The organism is Sphingomonas sp. NCPPB 2930, assembly GCF_042867205.1.
GTDB lineage: Bacteria > Pseudomonadota > Alphaproteobacteria > Sphingomonadales > Sphingomonadaceae > Sphingomonas.
In genome coordinates this window covers 69,403-89,291 of the sequence record NZ_JBHZQU010000009.1, presented here as the reverse complement: position 1 = coordinate 89,291, position 19,889 = coordinate 69,403, and the positions used below count along the sequence as shown (strand labels likewise).

At 67.7% G+C, this 19,889-nt stretch carries 20 protein-coding genes and 1 riboswitch; of the genes, 10 read left to right on the top strand and 10 right to left on the bottom strand.

Annotation, left to right across the window (positions count from 1 at the left end; all coding sequences use genetic code 11):
• Window positions 1-166: 166 nt before the first annotated feature.
• A complete protein-coding gene (locus ACFX59_RS11960; protein ID WP_387432486.1) occupies window positions 167-1,135 on the top strand; it encodes a glutathione S-transferase family protein in 969 nt (322 codons plus the stop codon).
• Between the two features lie 126 nt (window positions 1,136-1,261).
• Here ACFX59_RS11960 and proS read toward each other — a convergent pair whose 3' ends face one another.
• Together proS and ACFX59_RS11950 are read right to left on the bottom strand one after the other, a co-directional pair.
• Complete coding sequence (gene proS / locus ACFX59_RS11955) at window positions 1,262-2,794, bottom strand: proline--tRNA ligase (RefSeq protein WP_387432485.1); 1,533 nt, start codon at window positions 2,792-2,794, stop codon at window positions 1,262-1,264.
• A gap of 64 nt (window positions 2,795-2,858) precedes the next feature.
• Entirely contained in the window at window positions 2,859-3,062 is a 204-nt protein-coding gene (locus ACFX59_RS11950) for a hypothetical protein (protein WP_387432484.1), read from the bottom strand.
• Window positions 3,063-3,211: 149 nt separating this feature from the next.
• Here ACFX59_RS11950 and ACFX59_RS11945 point away from each other — a divergent pair, with 149 nt between their 5' ends.
• Window positions 3,212-4,303: a helix-turn-helix transcriptional regulator gene (locus tag ACFX59_RS11945; protein ID WP_387432483.1), complete on the top strand. Its 1,092-nt coding sequence runs from the start codon at window positions 3,212-3,214 to the stop codon at window positions 4,301-4,303.
• 71 nt (window positions 4,304-4,374) lie between these two features.
• Window positions 4,375-5,271 (top strand): DMT family transporter, encoded by an 897-nt coding sequence (locus ACFX59_RS11940; protein WP_307103186.1) that lies wholly within the window; start codon window positions 4,375-4,377, stop codon window positions 5,269-5,271.
• Between the two features lie 29 nt (window positions 5,272-5,300).
• Here ACFX59_RS11940 and bluB read toward each other — a convergent pair whose 3' ends face one another.
• Window positions 5,301-5,924, bottom strand: coding sequence for a 5,6-dimethylbenzimidazole synthase (gene bluB / locus ACFX59_RS11935; RefSeq protein ID WP_387432482.1), 624 nt, complete (start codon window positions 5,922-5,924; stop codon window positions 5,301-5,303).
• Window positions 5,925-6,042: 118 nt separating this feature from the next.
• Here bluB and ACFX59_RS11930 point away from each other — a divergent pair, with 118 nt between their 5' ends.
• The gene (locus tag ACFX59_RS11930; RefSeq protein ID WP_042484722.1) at window positions 6,043-6,282 is read left to right on the top strand and encodes a SemiSWEET family transporter; all 240 of its coding nucleotides are present in this window, start codon (window positions 6,043-6,045) and stop codon (window positions 6,280-6,282) included.
• Between the two features lie 124 nt (window positions 6,283-6,406).
• On the opposite strand, the gene gcvPB is transcribed toward ACFX59_RS11930, so the two are convergent.
• The 5 genes from gcvPB to ACFX59_RS11905 form a co-directional block, all read right to left on the bottom strand.
• Entirely contained in the window at window positions 6,407-7,963 is a 1,557-nt protein-coding gene (gene gcvPB, locus ACFX59_RS11925) for an aminomethyl-transferring glycine dehydrogenase subunit GcvPB (protein ID WP_387432481.1), read from the bottom strand.
• Window positions 7,960-9,318, bottom strand: a complete 1,359-nt coding sequence (gcvPA, locus tag ACFX59_RS11920; RefSeq protein ID WP_387432479.1) for an aminomethyl-transferring glycine dehydrogenase subunit GcvPA — start codon at window positions 9,316-9,318, stop codon at window positions 7,960-7,962. Before gcvPA ends, gcvPB begins: the two co-directional genes overlap by 4 nt.
• 188 nt (window positions 9,319-9,506) lie before the next feature.
• Window positions 9,507-9,878 carry a glycine cleavage system protein GcvH gene (gcvH, locus tag ACFX59_RS11915; RefSeq protein ID WP_307103178.1) on the bottom strand — a complete coding sequence of 124 codons (372 nt, stop codon included), beginning with the start codon at window positions 9,876-9,878 and terminating at the stop codon, window positions 9,507-9,509.
• 2 nt (window positions 9,879-9,880) lie between these two features.
• Window positions 9,881-11,056: a glycine cleavage system aminomethyltransferase GcvT gene (gcvT, locus tag ACFX59_RS11910; protein WP_387432478.1), complete on the bottom strand. Its 1,176-nt coding sequence runs from the start codon at window positions 11,054-11,056 to the stop codon at window positions 9,881-9,883.
• A gap of 161 nt (window positions 11,057-11,217) precedes the next feature.
• A riboswitch (glycine riboswitch) is annotated at window positions 11,218-11,325 on the bottom strand.
• A gap of 291 nt (window positions 11,326-11,616) precedes the next feature.
• Window positions 11,617-12,267 carry a hypothetical protein gene (locus tag ACFX59_RS11905; protein WP_387432477.1) on the bottom strand — a complete coding sequence of 217 codons (651 nt, stop codon included), beginning with the start codon at window positions 12,265-12,267 and terminating at the stop codon, window positions 11,617-11,619.
• 101 nt (window positions 12,268-12,368) lie between these two features.
• On the opposite strand from ACFX59_RS11905, the gene ispH reads away from it, so the two are divergent.
• Genes ispH through rnhA form a run of 3 tightly spaced genes read left to right on the top strand, consistent with a single transcriptional unit; the run spans window position 12,369 to window position 14,716 of the window.
• A complete protein-coding gene (gene ispH / locus ACFX59_RS11900) occupies window positions 12,369-13,325 on the top strand; it encodes a 4-hydroxy-3-methylbut-2-enyl diphosphate reductase (protein ID WP_387432476.1) in 957 nt (318 codons plus the stop codon).
• A 3-nt stretch (window positions 13,326-13,328) separates the two neighbouring features.
• Entirely contained in the window at window positions 13,329-14,282 is a 954-nt protein-coding gene (gene thrB / locus ACFX59_RS11895; RefSeq protein ID WP_387432475.1) for a homoserine kinase, read from the top strand.
• Window positions 14,279-14,716 (top strand): ribonuclease HI, encoded by a 438-nt coding sequence (rnhA, locus tag ACFX59_RS11890; protein ID WP_307103169.1) that lies wholly within the window; start codon window positions 14,279-14,281, stop codon window positions 14,714-14,716. Before thrB ends, rnhA begins: the two co-directional genes overlap by 4 nt.
• A 21-nt stretch (window positions 14,717-14,737) precedes the next feature.
• On the opposite strand, the gene ACFX59_RS11885 is transcribed toward rnhA, so the two are convergent.
• Both ACFX59_RS11885 and ACFX59_RS11880 read right to left on the bottom strand, forming a co-directional pair.
• Window positions 14,738-15,817 (bottom strand): NAD(P)/FAD-dependent oxidoreductase, encoded by a 1,080-nt coding sequence (locus ACFX59_RS11885; RefSeq protein ID WP_387432474.1) that lies wholly within the window; start codon window positions 15,815-15,817, stop codon window positions 14,738-14,740.
• On the bottom strand, window positions 15,814-16,749 hold the full coding sequence (locus ACFX59_RS11880) for an alpha/beta fold hydrolase (protein ID WP_387432473.1): 936 nt from the start codon (window positions 16,747-16,749) through the stop codon (window positions 15,814-15,816). Before ACFX59_RS11880 ends, ACFX59_RS11885 begins: the two co-directional genes overlap by 4 nt.
• A 50-nt stretch (window positions 16,750-16,799) precedes the next feature.
• On the opposite strand from ACFX59_RS11880, the gene ACFX59_RS11875 reads away from it, so the two are divergent.
• Genes ACFX59_RS11875 through ACFX59_RS11865 form a run of 3 tightly spaced genes read left to right on the top strand, consistent with a single transcriptional unit; the run spans window position 16,800 to window position 19,886 of the window.
• Window positions 16,800-17,294, top strand: coding sequence for a prepilin peptidase (locus ACFX59_RS11875; RefSeq protein ID WP_387432471.1), 495 nt, complete (start codon window positions 16,800-16,802; stop codon window positions 17,292-17,294).
• 52 nt (window positions 17,295-17,346) lie between these two features.
• On the top strand, window positions 17,347-18,354 hold the full coding sequence (gene cpaB / locus ACFX59_RS11870; RefSeq protein WP_387432469.1) for a Flp pilus assembly protein CpaB: 1,008 nt from the start codon (window positions 17,347-17,349) through the stop codon (window positions 18,352-18,354).
• A gap of 2 nt (window positions 18,355-18,356) precedes the next feature.
• The gene (locus tag ACFX59_RS11865) at window positions 18,357-19,886 is read left to right on the top strand and encodes a type II and III secretion system protein family protein (protein ID WP_387432468.1); all 1,530 of its coding nucleotides are present in this window, start codon (window positions 18,357-18,359) and stop codon (window positions 19,884-19,886) included.
• The last annotated feature ends 3 nt before the right edge of the window (window positions 19,887-19,889 follow it).

The following is a 19,889-nucleotide window of genomic DNA, read 5'->3' as shown; positions in this document are numbered from 1 at the left end:
ACGGGGAGGGGGACCAGCGCAGCTGGTGGAGGGGGCGCGCCGCAAGCTCTGTCCTATGTGGAAGCCCCCCTCCACCACCGCTTCGCGGCGGTCCCCCTCCCCGTGCCGGGGAGGATTGGATCGCTCCCCCGCCCCCATGCGTACCGTCCCCATAGGAGACACGCGCATGGGCAATATGGTGGACGGCGTCTGGCACGCCGACGGGCTGTTCAAGTCGGACGAGAAGGGCAGCTTCAAGCGCCCGGACTCGGGTTTCCGCGACTGGGTGACGGCGGACGGCGGCCCCGGCCCCGATGGCCAGCCCGGCCACCGGGCCGAGCCGGGGCGCTATCACCTCTATGTCTCCTATGCCTGTCCCTGGGCGCACCGGACGATGATCGTGCGGGCGCTCAAGGGACTGGAGTCGATGATCGACCTGTCGGTGGTCGATCCGCTGATGCGCGAGAATGGCTGGACCTTCGCGACCGAGCGCGGCGGCACCGGCGATAGGCTGCACGGCGCGGACTATCTGTGGCAACTCTATGCCCGCGCGCGCGACGGCTATAGCGGCAAGGTGACGGTGCCCGTCCTGTGGGACAAGGACCGCGACACGATCGTCAGCAACGAATCCGCCGAGATCATCCGCATGCTGAACGGCGCGTTCGACGGGCTGGGCGCGCTGGAGGGCGACTATTACCCGTCTACGCTGCGCGGTGAGATCGATGCGATCAATGAAACCGTCTATGACCGGGTGAACAACGGCGTCTACAAATGCGGCTTCGCCAAGAGCCAGGAGGCGTATGACGCGGCGGTCGCCCCGCTATTCGCCGAACTCGATACGCTGGAAGAACGGCTGACGGGGCATGACTGGCTGGTCGGCGACCGGATGACCGAGGCGGATATCCGGCTGTTCACCACGCTTGTCCGCTTCGATGCGGTCTATCACGGCCATTTCAAATGCAATGTCCGCCGGGTGCAGGACTATCCGGCGCTGGAGGGCCTGCTGGAGCGGATGCTGGCCATTCCCGCGATCGCGGAGACGGTGCATCTGGATCACATCAAGACGCATTATTACGCCAGCCATCTGGAGCTGAACCCGACCGGGATCGTACCCGCCGGGCCGGACCTGCCCTGGGCGGGATTGGTGCGAGGCTAGCCCCTCTTCTTAAGCCCCTCCCGCAGGCGGGAGGGGTTTGGGGAGGGCATGGAGTCTCGCAGAGACCATCGCCTGTGGCCTACCCTCCCCCATCCCCTCCCGCCTGCGGGAGGGGATGGGGGAGGATCAATACGCCCGGCCGATCAGCACCCGCTCTACGCCCGCGCGGCCGGTGAAGATGCAGGGGCCGTCATCGCATCCCGTCTGGCCCATCGGCGCGTTGCGGATGGTCAGCTTCAAGCCCTTCAGCTTCTCGACCACCTGCTCCAGTTCCTCGCCGGTCGGCTTGGCCCAGCGGACATCGACCCAGCCGGGGTTCTTGCGCGCTTCGGCGAAATGCGCCTCGACGCCCGCCCAGTCGTCGACGGGGACGATCTGCGCCTTCAACCGCTCGGCCGACTGGCGATGGAGTTCGCCCTGGATATCGGTGAGCAGCGCCTCGATCCCCGACACGAAGTCACCGCGCGGGCTTACAACCGAGTCGAGCTTGCCGTCCTCGCGGTACAGCCGGTCGCGGCGGATCACCGAGACGTTGCCGCCCGCCATGTCGCGGCCGCCGACCTCGATGATGACCGGCGCGCCCTTCTTGACCCAGCCCCAGCGCTTGTTGGCAGCCTTTTGCGCGCGCGCATCGACCATGGCGCGGATCGGCTCGCCAAGCGCCGACTGGCCCACCAGTTCCTTCTGCAGATCACGGCAATAGGCGAGCAGCGCCTCGTCCTCGGGCTGATCGCGCAACATCGGCACGATCACCACCTGCCACGGCGCAACCTTGGGCGGCACGCGCATCCCGTCATCGTCGCCGTGGACCATGATCATGCCGCCGATCATCCGGGTCGACACGCCCCAGCTGGTCGTCTGCGCGAAGTCCAGACCGCCTTCGGCATTCTGGAAGCGGATATTCTGCGCCTTGGCGAAATTGTCGCCCAGAAAATGGCTGGTTCCGGCCTGAAGCGCCTTGCCATCCTGCATCATCGCCTCGATCGAATAGGTTTCGACCGCGCCGGGGAAACGCTCATTCTCGGGCTTCTCGCCCGCGATGACGTGCATGGCGAGGCAGTCCTCGGCGAAGCTGCGATAGACTTCCAGCATCTGGATCGTCTCGGCGCGCGCCTCGTCCACCGTCGCATGGGCGGTATGCCCCTCCTGCCACAGGAATTCGGCGGTGCGCAGGAACATGCGGGTGCGCATTTCCCAGCGGACGACATTGGCCCACTGGTTGATCAGCACCGGCAGGTCGCGCCACGACTGGACCCAGCGGGCAAAGGCGGTGCCGATCACCGTTTCCGAGGTCGGGCGCACGACCAAAGGCTCCTCTAGCTTCGCCTCGGGATCGGGGACCAGGCCGCCCTTGCCGTCCGCGATCAGCCGGTGATGCGTGACGACCGCCATCTCCTTGGCGAAGCCGTCGACATGCTCGGCCTCCTTTTCGAAATAGGATAGCGGGATGAACAGCGGGAAATAGCAATTTTCATGCCCTGTCGCCTTGATGCGATCGTCGAGCAGCCGCTGGATACGCTCCCATATGCCATAGCCCCAGGGGCGGATGACCATGCAGCCCCGGACACCCGATTCCTCGGCCAGATCGCCTTCGGCGATGACGGACTGATACCAGGCGGAGAAATCCGCGTCGCGGGTGACGGACAGAGCATGCTTCATGCCCGCCCGATAGCGGCAAAGACCCGGTTTCGCCAAGCCGCTACGCACCGCAGGGCATCGACAATCAGAAAAGCAGGAAAATCCAGGACCAGGACAGGATCGTAATGAACAGGATGACCAAAAGGGCCATTCTCGGCTTCATCCGCCCGTTGTCGCGCACGACTTCATCAGTCTTTTTCGATAGATGCGAACCATCTTCGCTATCGCTTCCTTGCGGACGCGCCGACAAGTTACGAATGTCCACGCGCCCTTCATGCTGATCGATCATATCCCCCGCCGCTCATCTCTGGTATGAAAACAAGGATGTATGGCATAATGGCCATATGTCATCTCTGTCATCATAAGCGGCCGCATATTGCGTCTACATCATCCATTTGTGGTATGTCGCGTAAAGGAATTTCCGATAGCGACCACTCCATGGTCGACCCAAGGCTTTTGGACGAAATATATGCGACGGTTGCGGATCGCAATCGCTGGCCGCAACTTCTCGAAAATCTCTCGAGACACTTTGGTGCTCGCTGTGCCTGCCTCTTCGCCACTTCGGAATGGCAGAATTTATTCATCATGTCATTGAGACATGATGATTTCTTCCAACGCTACATCGATCAGGGGTGGTTGGAACCCAATGTCAGAGCCGCGCCGCTCGTCGCCGAACACGCGCCCCGGTTCCGTACCGACAGCGACCTGCATCATCCGGACATGATGGCCACTCTCCCGGTCTATCGCGACTTTCTGATCCCCGAAGGATATGCGATCGGTGCCGGGACCGTCATCCAGGGCGTGGCGGACAAGATGATCACCGTCACGCTGGAGGGTTTTGCCAGCGAAGCCAGTGCCCGCGCCGCCCTGCCTCAGCTGGATCGGCTGCGCCCGCATCTGGCGCGCGCGGCCAGCCTTTCGATGCAGATGAACCAGGTCGCCGCCCAGGCGACGGTCGATGCGCTAGACCTGCTCAACACCCCCGCCGCCGTCATCGAACGCAGCGGACGGCTGCGCGCCCATAACCGACAATTCGAGGTCGGGATGGGCGATCGTATCACGACGGTCCAGGGACGGATTCGCTTTCGGAACACCGCCATCGATGCCAAGATCCGAAGGGCATTGGCCGCCAGCCGCACCGATGCGGTGGTCAGCGCGACGATCCTGCTGGACGCGCATGCCATGATGCCGCCCTGCGCCCTCCACTTCATCCCGCTGCGCCAAATGGCCAGGTCGCGTTTCGACGCCGACGGCTTCATCATCATAGCCGCAGACCCTGCCAACCGGTCCGTCCCGAAGGCGGGGCTGCTCAAACTGCTGTTCGACCTGACCCCGGCGGAGGCGATGCTGGCGGTCGAACTGGCGGCCGGTCGATCACTCCAGGAGGCGGCGATCATCCGCGGCATCAGCTATGCGACCGCGCGCACGCATTTGCGCTCCATATTCGGCAAGATCGGTTGCACCCGTCAAAGCGAACTGGTTGCCATGCTCTGCCACCCCGCCCTGTCGGTGGGCCAGGCCACGCCGTAGCCGGGCATAGGGCGGCCCCAGACCAGCCTCGCCCATTGCCGTTTTTGAAATGCTCTTCTAAGCGCAGGGTCATGACCGGCGACCGCGTGCTCAAAGGCATCGGCCTGCGCCTGATCGCCATCTTCTTCCTGTCGACCATGTCGGCGCTCGTGAAGCTGGCCGAGTCGCGTGGGGCGACCTTGTCCGAAACCATGTTCTTTCGACAGCTTTGCGCGCTGCCGGTCGTGCTCGCCTTCGTCATGGCGGGGCCGGGGCTGGCGTCGCTGCGCACCACCCGGTTGAAGGGCCATGCCAAGCGGGCGATGGTCGGGCTGGTCGGCATGGTCTTCACCTTCGGCGCGGTCATGCTGCTGCCGCTGGCCGAAGCGACGACCTTCCAGTTCACCGTGCCGATCTTCGCCACCTTGCTCGGCGCGCTGGTGCTGGGGGAGAAGACCGGGTTGCAACGGTGGAGCGCGGTGCTGGTCGGCTTTGCGGGCGTGCTGCTCGTCGTGCGGCCGGGGGCGAGCGACATGTCGATGTTCGGGGCGGGCGTCGGGCTGATGGCGGCGATGTTCGTAGCGATCGTCGCGATCGTGCTGCGCCAGTTGCGCGACGAACCCGCGACCACGACCGTCTTCTATTTCACCATCCTGACCTTGCCCTTCATCGCCCTGCCCTATGCCTTCCACCTGAAGATGCATGATCCGCTGACCTGGGTGGTGCTCGTCTCGATCGGGCTGGCGGGCGGCATGGGGCAGCTGGCGCTGACCGGCGCATCGCGGCTGGCTCCCGTCGCCGCCGTCGTGCCGATGGACTATTCGGGGCTGATCTGGGCGACCGTCTATGGCTGGCTGATCTTCGGGGCCTTGCCCACGGCGGGAACCTGGCTGGGCGCCCCGGTCATCATCGCCAGCGGATTGTTCATCGTCTGGCGCGAGCAGCGGCTTGGCAAGCAGCAGACGATCTCCGCCGCTGCGGAAGATTGACATCATTCCTGCCCTTGCAGGGAGGATTTTCAGCGCACCTCCCACCGCGTCGGCGCATTTTCCTGCCAACCCGCACGGTGGAGCAGCGGGGTATCGTCGTCCCACTCGGCATGACCCAGGCACAGATAGGCGGTGAAGCTCCAGTCCTGGGGCACCTCGAAGATCCGCTCCATGGCGGCGGGGTCGAGGATCGAGACCATTCCCATCCCCAGATTGGCCGCCCGCGCCGCCAGCCAGAGCGTGTGGATCGCCATCGCGGTCGACTGACGCAGCGTCTCGGGCATGGTGCGACGGCCCAGGCCGTGCCCCTCCGCCGGATCGACATGGGTGAAGACCGCCAGCTGGACCGGCGCGGCGTCCAGGCCCGCCAGTTTCAGCGCGCGGTACGCCGCGGCCTGTTCGTCGGCATAATCGGCCGCAGCCTCTTCGTCGCAGCGTCGGAAATCGGCGCGGACGGCGGCGCGCAATGCGGGGTCCTCGACGCGGATCACCCGCCATGGCCGGGCATTGCCGACCGAGGGGGCCAGCGCCATCGCCTCGGCCAGCCGCGCCAGCACCGCCTCGTCGATCGGATCGGTGCGGAAATGACGGACGTCGCGGCGCCAGCGCAGGATCGTCTCCAGCGTCGTTGCGTCGCTTGTGTCAAAGCGCATGCTGGTCCCTTTTCCGCCCCGGAGCATCCTGCCCCGCTTGCGCGTTGCAGCACCAGGCTTCAATCGATTTATCTGTCATGAAGAAGGAGACCAAACGGCTGTGAGCGAACGGAAATTGATGCTGCTCGGCTGGATCGCGACCGCCACGGCGGTGGCCATGTACCTGTCCTATATCGACCAGATCCAACTCAACCTGGCGGGCCAGAAGGGTTCGGTGATTCAGCCGCTGGCGACGATGGTGAACTGCTCGCTCTGGGTCGCCTATGGGTTTTTGCGCGAGAAGCGGGATTGGCCGATCGTCTTCGCCAATGCGCCCGGCGTAATCTTGGGCGGGATTTGCCTGTTCACGGCGCTCTAGCGATGTCGCCCCAGCGAAGGCTGGGGCCTTTGGCGACGGCAGCTGACGATCGCCAGAGATCCCGGCCTGCGCCGGGATGACGATGCCCCCGCGCCACCGCTCGGGCGGCGCGGGGAACAGCCGATCAGGCCGCCTTGTCCTTCCACACCAGCACGGGCTTGCGCGCGGCCAGCGTCTCGTCGAGGCGCGCGCGCGGCGCGAAGTGCGGCGCGGTCTTGAGCGACGGGTCGCCCGCCTTGGCGCGTTCCGCCACCGAGGCCAGCGCGCCGATGAACTGATCGAGCGCGGCCTTGGACTCGGTTTCGGTCGGCTCGACCAGCATCGCGCCGTGGACGACCAGCGGGAAATACATGGTCATCGGGTGGAAACCCTCGTCGATCAGCGCCTTGGCGACGTCGATCGTCGAGAAGCCCTCGGCCAGCCCTTCGTCCGAGAAGATGGCTTCGTGCATGCACGGGCCGCTCTTGGCGAAGGGGGCGTCGAGCGTGCTCTCCAGCGAGCGCAGGACGTAATTGGCGTTGAGCACCGCATCCTCAGCGACCTGGCGCAGCCCGTCGGCGCCGTGGCTGAGGATATAGGTCAGCGCGCGGGTGAACATGCCCATCTGGCCGTGGAAGGCGACCATGCGGCCGAAGCTGTCGGCATGATGGTCCTCGGCATTTTCTTCCTCGACCAGGCGGAAGCCCTCGCCCGTCTTCTCGACGAACGGCATAGGCGCGAACGGCGTCAGCGCCTCGGAGAACACCACCGGCCCCGAACCCGGCCCGCCGCCGCCATGCGGGGTCGAGAAGGTCTTGTGCAGGTTGATGTGCATCGCATCGACGCCCAGGTCGCCCGGACGCACGCGCCCGACGATGGCGTTGAAGTTCGCGCCGTCGCAATAGACATAGCCGCCCGCCGCATGGACCGCGTCGGAAATGTCCTTCAGGTCACGCTCGAACAGGCCGCAGGTGTTCGGGTTGGTGATCATGACGCCCGCCACGTCCGGCCCCAGCCGCGCCTTCAGCGCCGCGGTGTCGACTCGCCCGTCCGCGGTCGCGGGAATGTCCTCGACCGAAAAGCCCGCGAATGCCGCCGTTGCCGGGTTGGTGCCATGCGCCGATTCGGGGACCAGGATCACCTTGCGATGACCCTCGCCACGCTTCTCCAGCGCCGCCTTGATCGCAAGGATCCCGCACAGCTCGCCATGCGCGCCCGCCTTCGGGCTCATCGCGACCGAGGTCATGCCGGTCAGCGTGACCAGCCAGTGCGCCAGCTGGTGAATGACCTCCAGCGCGCCCTGCACCGTGTCGACGGGCTGGAGCGGGTGAACGTCGCTGAACCCCGGCAGCCGCGCCATCTTCTCGTTCAGGCGGGGATTGTGCTTCATCGTGCACGAACCCAGCGGGAAGAGGCCGAGGTCGATCGCGTAATTCTGACGCGACAGACGGGTATAATGGCGGACCGTCTCCGGCTCCGACAGGCCGGGCAGGCCGATCGGCGCCTTGCGACTCAGGTCGCCCAGACGCGAACCCGCGACATCGCCCTCGGCAAAGTCGACGCCGGTCGTCTCGGCATCGCCGATCTCGAAGATCAGCTTTTCCTCGAGCATCAGCGCGCGGTTGCCGGTGAAGGTCGCGCTGACCTCGCCGTCCTTGGCCTCGGGGCTCGTGGGCTTCCAGCCGCTCTGGTTGATCGTCATGCCAGCACCTCCTCAAGCGCTTGGGCAAGCGTCTCGATATCCTCCGCCGTCACCGTTTCGGTGACCGCCACCACCAGTCCGTTCGCGAGCACGTCCTCGCCCGGATAGAGCCGGCCGAGCGACACGCCCGCCAGCACACCGCGCTCGGCGAGCGTCCGCACGATCGGACGTGCCTCGCGGCCCAAGTCGAGCGTGAACTCGTTGAAGAACACGTCGTTGACCAGCTTGACGCCGGGCACCTTCGCCAGACGGTCTGCCGCGCGGCAGGCCTGCGCGTGGTTGATCCCCGCCATCCGGCGAAGCCCCGCCTCGCCCAGCAGCGTCATGTGGATCGAGAAGGCGAGCGCGCACAGCCCCGAATTGGTGCAGATGTTCGACGTCGCCTTTTCGCGGCGGATATGCTGCTCGCGGGTCGACAGCGTCAGCACGAAGCCGCGCTTGCCGTCCGCGTCCACCGTCTCGCCACAGAAGCGGCCGGGCATCTGGCGGATATACTTATCCTTGCAGCCCATCAGGCCGACATAGGGCCCACCGAACTGAAGCCCGACGCCCAGCGACTGGCCTTCGCCGACGACGATGTCGGCGTCCATCTCACCGGGTGCGCGGATCGCGCCCAGCGCGACCGGCTCGGTCACGACGGCGATCAGCAGCGCCTTCTTGGCGTGGCACGCCTCGGCCAGCGGGGTCAGGTCGGCGATACGGCCGAGAATGTCCGGATACTGGACGACGACGCAACTGGTGTCGCCGTCGATCGCCGCGATCATCTGGTCGATATCGGTCTCGGCGGTCAGGACCGGCGTGCCGGTCTCCAGCGTGTCGCCGGTGTACTTGGCCATCGTCTTGGCGACCGAGACATAATGCGGGTGCAGGCCCGAGGACAGGATCGCCTTGGACTTTTTGGTGATGCGCCGCGCCATGCCGATCGCTTCCCAGCAGGCGGTCGAGCCGTCATACATGGAGGCGTTGGCGACATCGGTGCCGAGCAGACGCGCGACCTGCGTCTGGAACTCGAACAGCATCTGCAACGTGCCCTGCGCGATTTCCGGCTGATAGGGCGTGTAGGCGGTCAGGAACTCGCCGCGCTGGATCAGGTGATCGACGCTGGCGGGCACATGATGGCGGTAGGCGCCGCAGCCCAGGAAGAAGGGCACATCGCCCGCCACGATATTCTTGCGCGCGAGCGCGGTCATGTGCCGCTCGACCGCCAGTTCGGAGGCGTGGTTAGGCAGTCCCTCGATGGGGCCGGACAGGCGGGCGGATTCGGGCACGTCGACGAACAGGTCGTCGACCGATCCCGCGCCGATGACCGAGAGCATCTCAGCCCGGTCGGAAGAGGTAAGGGGCAGGTAGCGCATGCGTTCCATTTCTCCGCCCCTCACCCCGAAAACCTCGCGGATCGAGGGGTCATCGCCCTTCCCTTCTTCTCCCCTCCCGCAGGCGGGAGGGGTCGGGGGAGGGCAGTCGGCTTCAACAAGCCTGATGATCGGGGGAGAGCGAGTCCCCTCCCCCAGCCCCTCCCGCCTGCGGGAGGGGAGTAGGAAGGTTAGAGCTTCGCGACGAACGCGGCGTAGGCGGTTTCGTCCATCAGGCCGTCCAGCTCCGACGCGTCCGACAGGGTGATCTTGAAGAACCAGCCCTCGCCTTCGGGATCGGTGTTGACCAGCGCGGGCTCGTCCGACAGCTGGGCATTGCCCTCGATCACGGTGCCCGAGACGGGCGCATACACGTCTGAAGCTGCCTTGACCGACTCGACCACGGCGGCCTCGTCGCCCTTGGACAGCTCGCGGCCTTCCTCGGGGACGTCGACGAACACGATGTCGCCCAGCGCACCCTGCGCGTAATCGGAGATGCCGACCGTGCCGACATCACCGTCGACGTCGATCCACTCATGATCTTCGGTGAAATAGCGGCTCATGGTCACTTGGCTCCTGAACGAACGTAACGATGGGGGACGAACGGCATGGCCGTGACGGTGGCGTCATGGATCTTGCCGCGCTGAAGCAGTTTGAGGGCCGTGCCGGGCGTCGCCAGCTCGGTGGGGACATAGGCCATGGCGATCGGCGCGCCCATCGAAGGGGCGAAGCCGCCGCTGGTGACGCGACCGATGACCGAGCCGTCCTCGGCGACCACCGACGCGCCCTCGCGCACCGGCTGGCGGCCCGCGACGGTCAGGCCGACACGCTTGACGGCGGGGCCGTTCTCGCGCTCGGCGAGGATGCGCTCCGCACCCAGGAAGTCGGCCGCCTCGCGACGCTTCTTGGCGAGCGCGAAGCCCAGATCGGCCATCACCGGCGTCGTCTCCGGGTCGAGGTCATGGCCGTAGAGCGGCAGCCCCGCCTCCAGACGCAGCGAGTCGCGCGCGCCCAGGCCGATCGGCTTCACTTCCGCCTGCTCGCAAAGCACGTCGGCGAAAGCGGCAGCATGCTCGGCGGGAATCGAGATTTCGTAACCGTCCTCGCCGGTATAGCCCGAGCGGCTGATCCACAGCGGCACCTCGTTCCACACGAAGTCGGCGGCGGTCATGAACACGAGGTTCTCGACGCCCGGCACGATCCGCGACAGCGCATCGACCGCCTTGGGCCCCTGGAGCGCCAGCAGCGCCTGCTCGTCGAGCAGGTTCAGCGTCGCATCGTCGGGGATGAAGTCGAGCAGATAGGCGATATCGTCATACTTCGTCGCGCCGTTGACGACCATGTACAGCTCTTCCGCACCATCGAGGGTGCGCTTGGTCACCATCAGGTCGTCGAGGATGCCGCCCTCTTCGTTCAGCAGCAGCGAATAGCGGTTCTTGGCGGAGCCAAGGCCGGTGATGTCGCCCGGCAGCACCTTTTCCAGCGCGGTGATGACCGGGGCCAGACCATTGTCGCCGGTGAAGACCACCTGCCCCATATGGCTGACGTCGAACAGCCCGGCCGACTCGCGGGTCCACAGATGCTCGGCCATGATGCCTTCATACTGGACCGGCATCTCATAACCCGCGAACGGGACCATCCGCCCGCCGCGCGCGCGGTGCCAGGCGTCCAGCGGCAGCGTCTGGATGATCTCCTGACCCTCGGGGGCGTCTTCTACATTCAGGTCGGTTGCGTCGCTCACGGGGCCGGTCTCCGTCAAAAGGGTGTCGGCTAGGGACGCGTGTCTCCTACCCGATCCGATCCCCCTCTGTCACGGAACCTGAGAGCTTTCGCCGGAAATTCCGGCTTACCCCTTCGGTGGCGCCGCGACCGGGGTCGAGGCGCGCTTTCCAGAGTGTCGATGGCGATCGCGCGGTCCCATTTGCCTGAGAGATTCCGGGGTGGTTGCTCCTTCGGCGGCCGGGTCTTGCCATCTGAAAGATGCACCCGGCGCTCTCCCGCGCGCGCCTATGTCGGACATGTCCGACATCGACGCCGCGCCCTCTGCCGACAGGGGGTGCCCAAGTCAATCGGGGGTGCGATCAATATTGTGGATTAAGCGGCTGGATGGGGACCGGGGGCCGCAACCCCAATTCGTTCCCCGGCGAAGGCCGGGGCCCAGATGCCAAACGGTCCGAGGCGCGCGCGCCCATCGCGTGGGAGGCAAAAGCGAGCGATCGGCCGGAGCCTCCCACGCCACGACACGGCGCGCCACAGGCCTTACCGCAACTGGGCCCCGGCCTTCGCCGGGGCACGCCGGAATCACCGCGTCGCGTTATACTTCAGCTGCGCCTCGGTCAGCTGGAACCCGACCAGCGCCTCGAAGCTGGCGCTTGCCACCGCCTGGCGGATCTCGGGCTGGCTCAGCGGATCGACCGCCGCGTCCTCGTCGCCCGCCTTGCGGCGACGGGTCAGCTTCTCGCGGACATCGTCGGGCAGGGTCGCGGCGGCGCGCGCGATGGTGGTGGAGGCCTCGCCCGCCACCTGGCCGCGCGCCTGGCCCGCGTCGAAATGGACCAACACGCGGCTCACCCGCTTGGCGACGACATTGGTCCCGCCGCGCACGATCGCGATATAATAGGGCAGCGTCACGTCGCGCGCGGCGGCGGTGTCGGTGCGCCGCGCCTCGACGTTGAAGGTCACGGTGGTGACGATGTCACTGCCCGCATCGGCGCAGGTCGAGCGGACGTTGGTCATATTGGCGACCAGATCGATCGCCCCCTCGTCGGTCGCGCCCGGCGTCTTGAACAGGGTCACGTCGCCGGTGCCCGCCGCCACGCCCACCACCGGGCAAGCCGAGCGGACGGCGGTGATCCCGCCCGACGCATCGATCTCACCGGTGCGGGCGCAGCCCCCCAGCACGAGCGCAAGGGCAACGGGCGCCAAGACGGAAACGGGGAGCGATGCTTTCACAGGTCGAAACGCCTATTCTGGATGCCGAAGCAGGATGCCGGTTTGGCCGCCAGCATAGGAACCGGGTTGGACGCGCGCAAGCAATGGCGTAGAGCCGCAGCATGACCGATGCCCCCAAGCCGCCGCTCGACCTGTTGATCGCCGCCCCGCGCGGCTTCTGTGCGGGCGTCGACCGCGCCATCCGCATCGTCGAGCTGGCGCTCGAAAAACATGGCGCGCCCGTCTATGTCCGGCATGAGATCGTCCACAACAAATTCGTCGTCGACAGCCTGAAGGCCAAGGGCGCGATCTTCGTCGAGGAACTGGACGAGGTGCCGCCGCACGCGCATGTCGTCTTCTCCGCGCACGGGGTGCCCAAGTCGGTGCCCGCCGATGCCGAGAGCCGGGGCCTCGACTATCTCGACGCCACCTGCCCGCTGGTGTCCAAGGTCCATCGCCAGGCCGAACGGCTGGTCGAGATGGGCCGCCATATCGTCTTCATCGGCCATGCCGGCCACCCCGAGGTCATCGGCACCTTCGGCCAGGTGCCGCAGGGCTCGATGTCGCTGGTCGAGACGGTCGCCGATGTCGAGGCGTTCGCCCCCGCCGATCCCGACAATCTGGCGTTCCTGACCCAGACCACCCTGTCGGTCGACGACACCGCCGCGACGATCGAGGCGCTCCAGCGCCGCTTCCCCAACATCCTGGCACCGCGTGGCGAGGACATCTGCTACGCCACCTCCAACCGCCAGGCCGCTGTCAAGGCGATCGCCGCCGAGTGCGACGCGGTGCTGGTGATCGGCGCGCCCAATTCGTCCAACTCGCTGCGACTCGTCGAGGTCGCCGAGCGGGCGGGCAAGCGCGCCCAGTTGATCCAGCGCGCCGCCGATCTCGACTGGGCGTTCCTGGACGGGGTCAGGACGCTGGGCCTGACCGCCGGGGCCTCGGCGCCCGAGCTGCTGGTGCGCGAGCTGGTCGACCGGCTGTCCGAACGCTTCACCGTCACCGAACGCGAGGAAGAGACGACGCGCGAGACGATCGCGTTCAAGCTGCCGCGCGGTCTGGAAGCGGCCGCCTGAACCATGGCCGTCTATACGCAGGTTTCGGCCGAGGCGCTGTCGGCGTTTCTGGCACGCTATGACGTGGGCGAGCTGATCTCCGCCAAGGGGATCGCCGAGGGCGTCGAGAACAGCAATTACCTGGTCGACACCACGACCGCGCGGTTCATCCTGACCCTGTATGAAAAGCGCGTGGCGGCGGGCGACCTGCCCTTCTTCCTCGCGCTGCTCGACCATCTGGCGGCCAAGGGCCTGGCCGTGCCGCCCGCGATCAAGGACCGGCAGGGCGTCGAGATCCAGGAACTGGCGGGCCGCCCGGCCTGCCTGATCCAGTTCCTGACCGGCGTGTCGCTGTCGCACCCGACCCCGGCGCAGGCGCTGGCGGCGGCGGACGCGATGGGCGCGATGCACCGGGCGGTGGCGGACTTTCCGCAGAGCCGCGCCAATTCGATGGGCCATGCCAGCTGGCACCCGCTGTTCGAACAATGCGGCCGCGACCTCGACCGGATCGAGCCGGGCCTGCACGATGCGATGGGCGAGGCGCTCGACACGGTGCTGGACGGCTGGGACGCGCAGAGCCTCGACGCCTGCGTTATCCATGCCGACCTGTTCCCCGACAATGTGCTGGTGCTGGGCGATCAGGTCACCGGTCTGATCGACTTCTATTTCGCCTGCACCGACTATCGGGTCTATGACCTCGCCGTGATGCACTCGGCCTGGAGCTTCGACGCGGCCGGTGAGACCTATGCACCCGAAATCGGCGCGGCGCTGATCGAAGGATATGAGCGCCACTTCCCGCTGTCCCACACCGAGCGCGCGGCATTCGCGAAGCTGGCGATGGGCGCGTGCCTCCGCTTCGCGCTGTCCCGCGCCTGGGACTGGCTGAACACCCCGGCCGATGCGCTGGTGACGCGCAAGGATCCGCTCGCCTATTGGCGGCGCTATATCGCCTATCGCGACGGAAAGGCCGGACTGTGACCCCCGTGGAGATCGCCACCGACGGCGCGTGCAAGGGCAATCCCGGCCCCGGCGGCTGGGGCGCGCTGATCCGGTCGGGCGCGCATGAGAAGGAATTGTCGGGCGGCGAGCCGCTGACCACCAACAACCGCATGGAGCTGATGGCGGCGATCGAGGCGCTGAACGCGCTCAAGCGCCCCTGCGCGGTGACGCTGTCGACCGACAGCCGCTATGTGATGGACGGCCTGACCAAGTGGATTCATGGCTGGAAGCGCAATGGCTGGCGCACGGCGGACAAGAAGCCGGTCAAGAATGCCGAGCTATGGCAGGCGCTGGTCGCGGCGGCGGAGCGGCACCAGATCGAGTGGAAATGGGTCAAGGGCCATGCCGGCCACCCCGACAATGAACGCGCCGACAAGCTGGCGAGCGACGCGGCGGAGACGTTCCGGAAATAGCCGCTTCCGGGCGGCGCGTGGCTATCGCGAGAACCGCGCCGCCGCATAGCGCGCCGCATCCACGCCGCCCGGCATATCCCCCTGGCCCAGCAGCAGCGCCGCCGCCATGCGTGACGCGGCGGGGGCGGTCTGGATGCCGAAGCCGCCCTGCCCCGCGCACCAGAAGAAGCCCGGCACCTTGGCGTCGAAGCCATAGACCGGCGCACGGTCGGGGGCGAAGCTGCGCAGCCCCGCCCAGCGGCGCTCGACCGCCGCGACGCGCCAGTCGACCACCTTTTCCAGCCGGTCGATGGCGACCGCCACGTCCCATTCCTCGGGCGCGATGTCGCAGGGGATGCTGGGCGTCTCGTCATGCGGGGTCAACCACAGCCGCCCGCCCGCCTCGGGCTTGAAATAGAATCGGCCGTTGATGTCGATGACATGCGGCAGGCCGGACGGCGCGGGCGGATCGGTGCGCAACTGCATCATCGTCCGGCGATAGGGCGTGATGCCGACCGGCGCGGCCCCCGCGATCCGCGCGACCTCGTCCGCCCAGGCGCCCGCCGCGTCGACCAATATCCGCGCCTCGACCGGCCCGGCGCGCGTCTCCAGATGCCATAGCCCGTCGCGGCGTTCGGCGGCGACCAGTGCGGCATCGGTCCTCAGCACTGCGCCCGCCCCGCGCGCGGCCGCCAGATAATCGGCATGGAGCGCGGCCACGTCGATATAGGCGCAGCTCGGCTCCCAGATGCCGCGCACCCATTCGGGGCGAAGGCCGGGGATGCGCGTGGCGGGATCGACCGGCGACAGGTCCACCCCGCTGCCCGCGAAATCGCCGAGCAGCCGCTCGATCTGCGCCGAATCCTCCGCGCGCCCGACGTGAAGCGAGCCGAGCGGGGTCAGATACCCGCCGTCGCGCAGCGTCGCGCCGGAGGCGGTGGTCAGCGGCTGGACCGCCGGGCCGCCATAGGTTTCCGACCAGAAGGCCGCCGAGCGCCCGGTCGCATGGCGTCCGGGCATGTCCTCCGCTTCGAGCAGGATGACGCGCGCACGCGATCCGATCGCCGCCGCCAGGCTCGCCCCCGCCATGCCCGCGCCGACGATCGCGATGTCATGGCTCATGCGGCGACCCCGGCCAGGAACGTATCGATCGCCTCCAGCGCGCGCAGTCGCACCGGGTCCGCCTCGCGCAGCAGCTCATGCGCCGCCTCGTCGCCGAAGCGGACCGTGCGCGCGCCGATCCGGGCGGCGACCCGCGCCGCGACGCGCGAATCGACCAGCCGGTCGGCCTCGGCGATCAGCATCAGCGTCGGCAGGCCCAGCCGGTCGAGCCGGGGATCGCGCGACAGCCCCCGGATCGAGCGCGACGCCTCCGCCAGCCATCCCCAGCTCGGCGGCCCCAGCGCCAGCTCGGGCATCCGCGCGTACCAATAGGCCTCGTCCTCGTAGCGCGTGACGTCATGGGTCAGGTTGCGCTGGCGGGTATGGCGGCCCGCCCCGTCATCGGCGCGCCAGATCGCACGCTCGCCCCGGCCGAGCGCCGCCATGGCGCGGATGAGAATCGCCCCCAGCAGCGCGCCGGTCGGTAGGCGAAGCCCCAGCATCGGCGAGACCAGCACCAGGGCATCGGGATCGACCGCGCCCTCGACCACGGCGCGCAACGCCAGATGGCCGCCCATCGAATGGCCGAGCAGGACATGGCGAAGCCCCACGCCGTCCTCACCCCGCCATTGCTGCCAGAAGCTGCGCAGGTCCGCGACATAGACCGAAAAATCGGCGCCATGCCCGACATGCCGGTCGGCGAGCAGGCGTCCCGATCCCCCCTGCCCGCGCCAGTCGAACGCGGTGACGCTCCAGCCGCGCGCCACCAGATGCGCGAAGACCTCCAGATATTTCTCGATCATGTCGGCGCGTCCCGTCTGGAACAGCAACCGGCCGACCGGCCGCGCCGCCACCCAGTCGAACCGGCGATGCGCCCAGCCGTCGGGCGCGGTCCAGTGCGACAGCCGCGCATCCGCGGGGAAGGATCGGCGAAGGGCGAAGGCGTCGGTCATCCGCCTCCCGGTTACGGTTTAGAAAGCCCTGCCGTCTAGGTGGTTCTATGATGGAATGGACCATTGTCCGTATCGCGCTGATCGGTGCGCTGACCCTGTTGCTGGTGGCGGCGGGGATCGAGGACGCGCGCACCCGCGAGATCGCCGACCGCAAGAACGCCGCCATCGCGCTGCTCGCGCCGCTCTGGTGGTGGGCCTCGGGACTGTCGGTCTGGCCCGATATCGTGGTGCAGCTGGCGGTCGCGGGGTTCGTCTTCCTGCTGTTCGCGCAGGCGTTTCGCGTCGGCATGATGGGCGGCGGCGACGTGAAGATGATCGCCGCGCTGGCGCTATGGCTGCCGCTGCAACCGCTGTTCCGGATGCTGCTGATCATGTCGATCGCGGGCGGCGTGGTGACCTTCGCCATGATCCTCGACCATCGGTTGCGGCGTCGGCGCCAGCGCGGGGAGGCGCGGCCGATCGAGGTTCCCTATGGCGTGGCGATCGCGGTGGCGGGGCTTATGATCCTGCGGGAACCGATCTTTAACCCATTCAATCATACCTGATTTTCCTGAACAGGCCGGGCAGAGGGTTCGGCGACGAGGCCAAGAGCGCGGGATGGACAGTCGCAAATTGTTACTGGTGTTGGGCGCGTTGGTGGTCGCGGGGATGACCGCGCTGTTCGCCCGGACCATCACGTCGGGCAGCAGCGCGCCGCAAGCCGCCGCCGCCGTCATCGTCGCGCCCGCCGAATCGGGCCCCGAGGTGCTGGTCGCGACCCGCACCCTGCCGGTCGGCACGATCATCGACCCGACCGCGCTGAAATTCCAGCCCTGGCCCAAGGACATGGTCCAGGGTGCCTATTATGTGAAGGGCCAGGCCGATCCCACCAAGCTGCAGGGCACGGTGCTGCGCTATGCGATCACCGCCGGACAGCCGCTGACCCAGGGGTCGGTGGTGCCGCCGGGCGACCGGGGCTTCCTGGCCGCCGCACTCACGCCGGGCATGCGCGCGGTGACGGTGCCGGTATCGGCGCAGACGGCGGTGGCGGGCTTCGTCTTTCCCGGCGACCGCATCGACATGGTGCTGACCCAGGATGTCGCGGGCGGCGGCGACGGCCCCCCGCTGAAGGTGTCGGAGACGATCATGCGCAACGTTCGCGTGCTCGCCACCGACCAGAGCACCGACCATCAGGCGGGCTCGGACGGCAAGACGGCGGTCCACCCCTTCACCACCGTCACGGTCGAGACGACGCCGAAAATGGCCGAACAGCTCGCCGTGGCGCAGACGGTCGGCACGCTGTCGCTGTCTCTGCGCGCTCTGGCCGACCAGCCCGACCGGACCGCAGGCGCGAGCCAGCCGATGATCGACCGCGCCTCCTATGTCACCGGCGGCGACGTGTCGCGCTATCAGCGCCGGACGGTGCCCGGACGCCAGGCCAATGCCGGGCCCGATCACGGCGCGATCCCGATGCCCGGCGGCGCGATGCCCTTGGCGGGCGGTGCGGGTGCGGGTGCGGGCGCGGCCACGGGCATGGGCGCCCCGGTTCGCGAAGGCGGCGTGCAGGTCACGCGCGGCCATGGGTCGGGCGATTCGGGTCCGTCCACAGCTGGAAGGATGAATTGAACATGGCGTCCCGGTCCATCCTGGCGGGCTCGGCACGCGCCGCCGCCCATATGCTGATCCTCGCACCGCTGCTCCTCGCCCCCGCGCCATCCGCCGCCGCCGATCCGGAAGGCTCCACGGTCGTCAGCGACGGGTCGGGCGCGATGGAGATCAACACCGGGCGCGCGCGCCTCATCACCCTGCGCCGTCCGATGACCGATCTGTTCGTCGCCGACGACAGCATCGCCGACGTCCAGGTCCGCTCACCCACCCAGCTCTATATCTATGGCAAGAAGCCCGGCGAAACGACCATCTCGGCCACCGGGCGCGGCGGGACGGTCGTCTATTCGGCGACGGTGCGGGTCGGCAACAACACCGATTCGATCGGCCGGATGCTGCGGCTGGCCATGCCGGAGGCCAAGATCGCCGCCACGCCGATCAACGGCATGATCCTGCTGACCGGCACCGTCGCCTCGCCCGATGATGTCGCCGAGGCGGAACGGCTGGTCCAGGCCTATGTCGGCAAGGACACCCGGATCATCAGCCGGTTGAAGACCGCGACCCCGCTTCAGGTGAACCTCCAGGTCCGCATCGCCGAGGTCAGTCGCAGCTTCGTCAAGACGATCGGCGTCAACTTGCTGAGCCGCGACAATAGTGGCGGCTTCCTGTTCGGCGTCGCGTCGGGCCGCAATGCCGGGACGATCAGCGACGTCACCGATCCGACCACGGGGCAGATCATCGGCACCCGCTATGGCTTCACCTCGGGCGACGCGCGGACGTCGGTGGGGCTGGCCGGACGGGTGCTGGGGATGAACCTGCTCGCCGCGATCGATCTGGGCGAGACGCTGGGCCAGGTCTCGACGCTGGCCAATCCCAACCTGACCGCGCTGTCGGGCGAGACCGCGACCTTCCTGGCGGGGGGCGAGATTCCCATTCCGCTCACCAGCGGCTTCGGCGCGGTGTCGGTCGACTATAAGCAATATGGCGTCAGCCTGTCCTACACGCCGACGGTGCTGTCCGACGGGCGGATCTCGCTGCGCGTCCGGCCCGAAGTCTCGCAAATCTCGTCGGTGGGGTCGGTCCGGATCAACGGCACCTCGATCCCCGCTCTTTCCACCCGCCGCGCCGAGACGACGCTGGAGCTGGGTTCGGGGCAGAGCATGATGATCGGCGGGCTGTTGTCCAATACCCATGACAACAGCATCGAAAAGGCGCCGTGGCTGGGCGACCTGCCGCTGATCGGCTCGCTGTTCCGGTCCAACGCGTTCAAGCGCAACGAGACCGAGCTGGTCATCATCATCACCCCCTATCTGGTCAAGCCGGTCGATTCCCCCTCGGGCATCGCCCTGCCGACGGACGGCCAGCGCCCGCCCAACGATGCCGAGCGCGTCCTGCTGGGACGGGTCGCCGCCGGGTCCGGAGAGCCGCGCCCCGTCCCCACCCTGGCCCCGCCGGTCCAGGGTCGCCCCGTATCCGGCGCCGCCGCGCCGGTCGGAGCCGCGCCCGCCGCGCGGCCCGGCAAGGCCGTTCCCATGCCGGGCTTTTCCGAATGATCG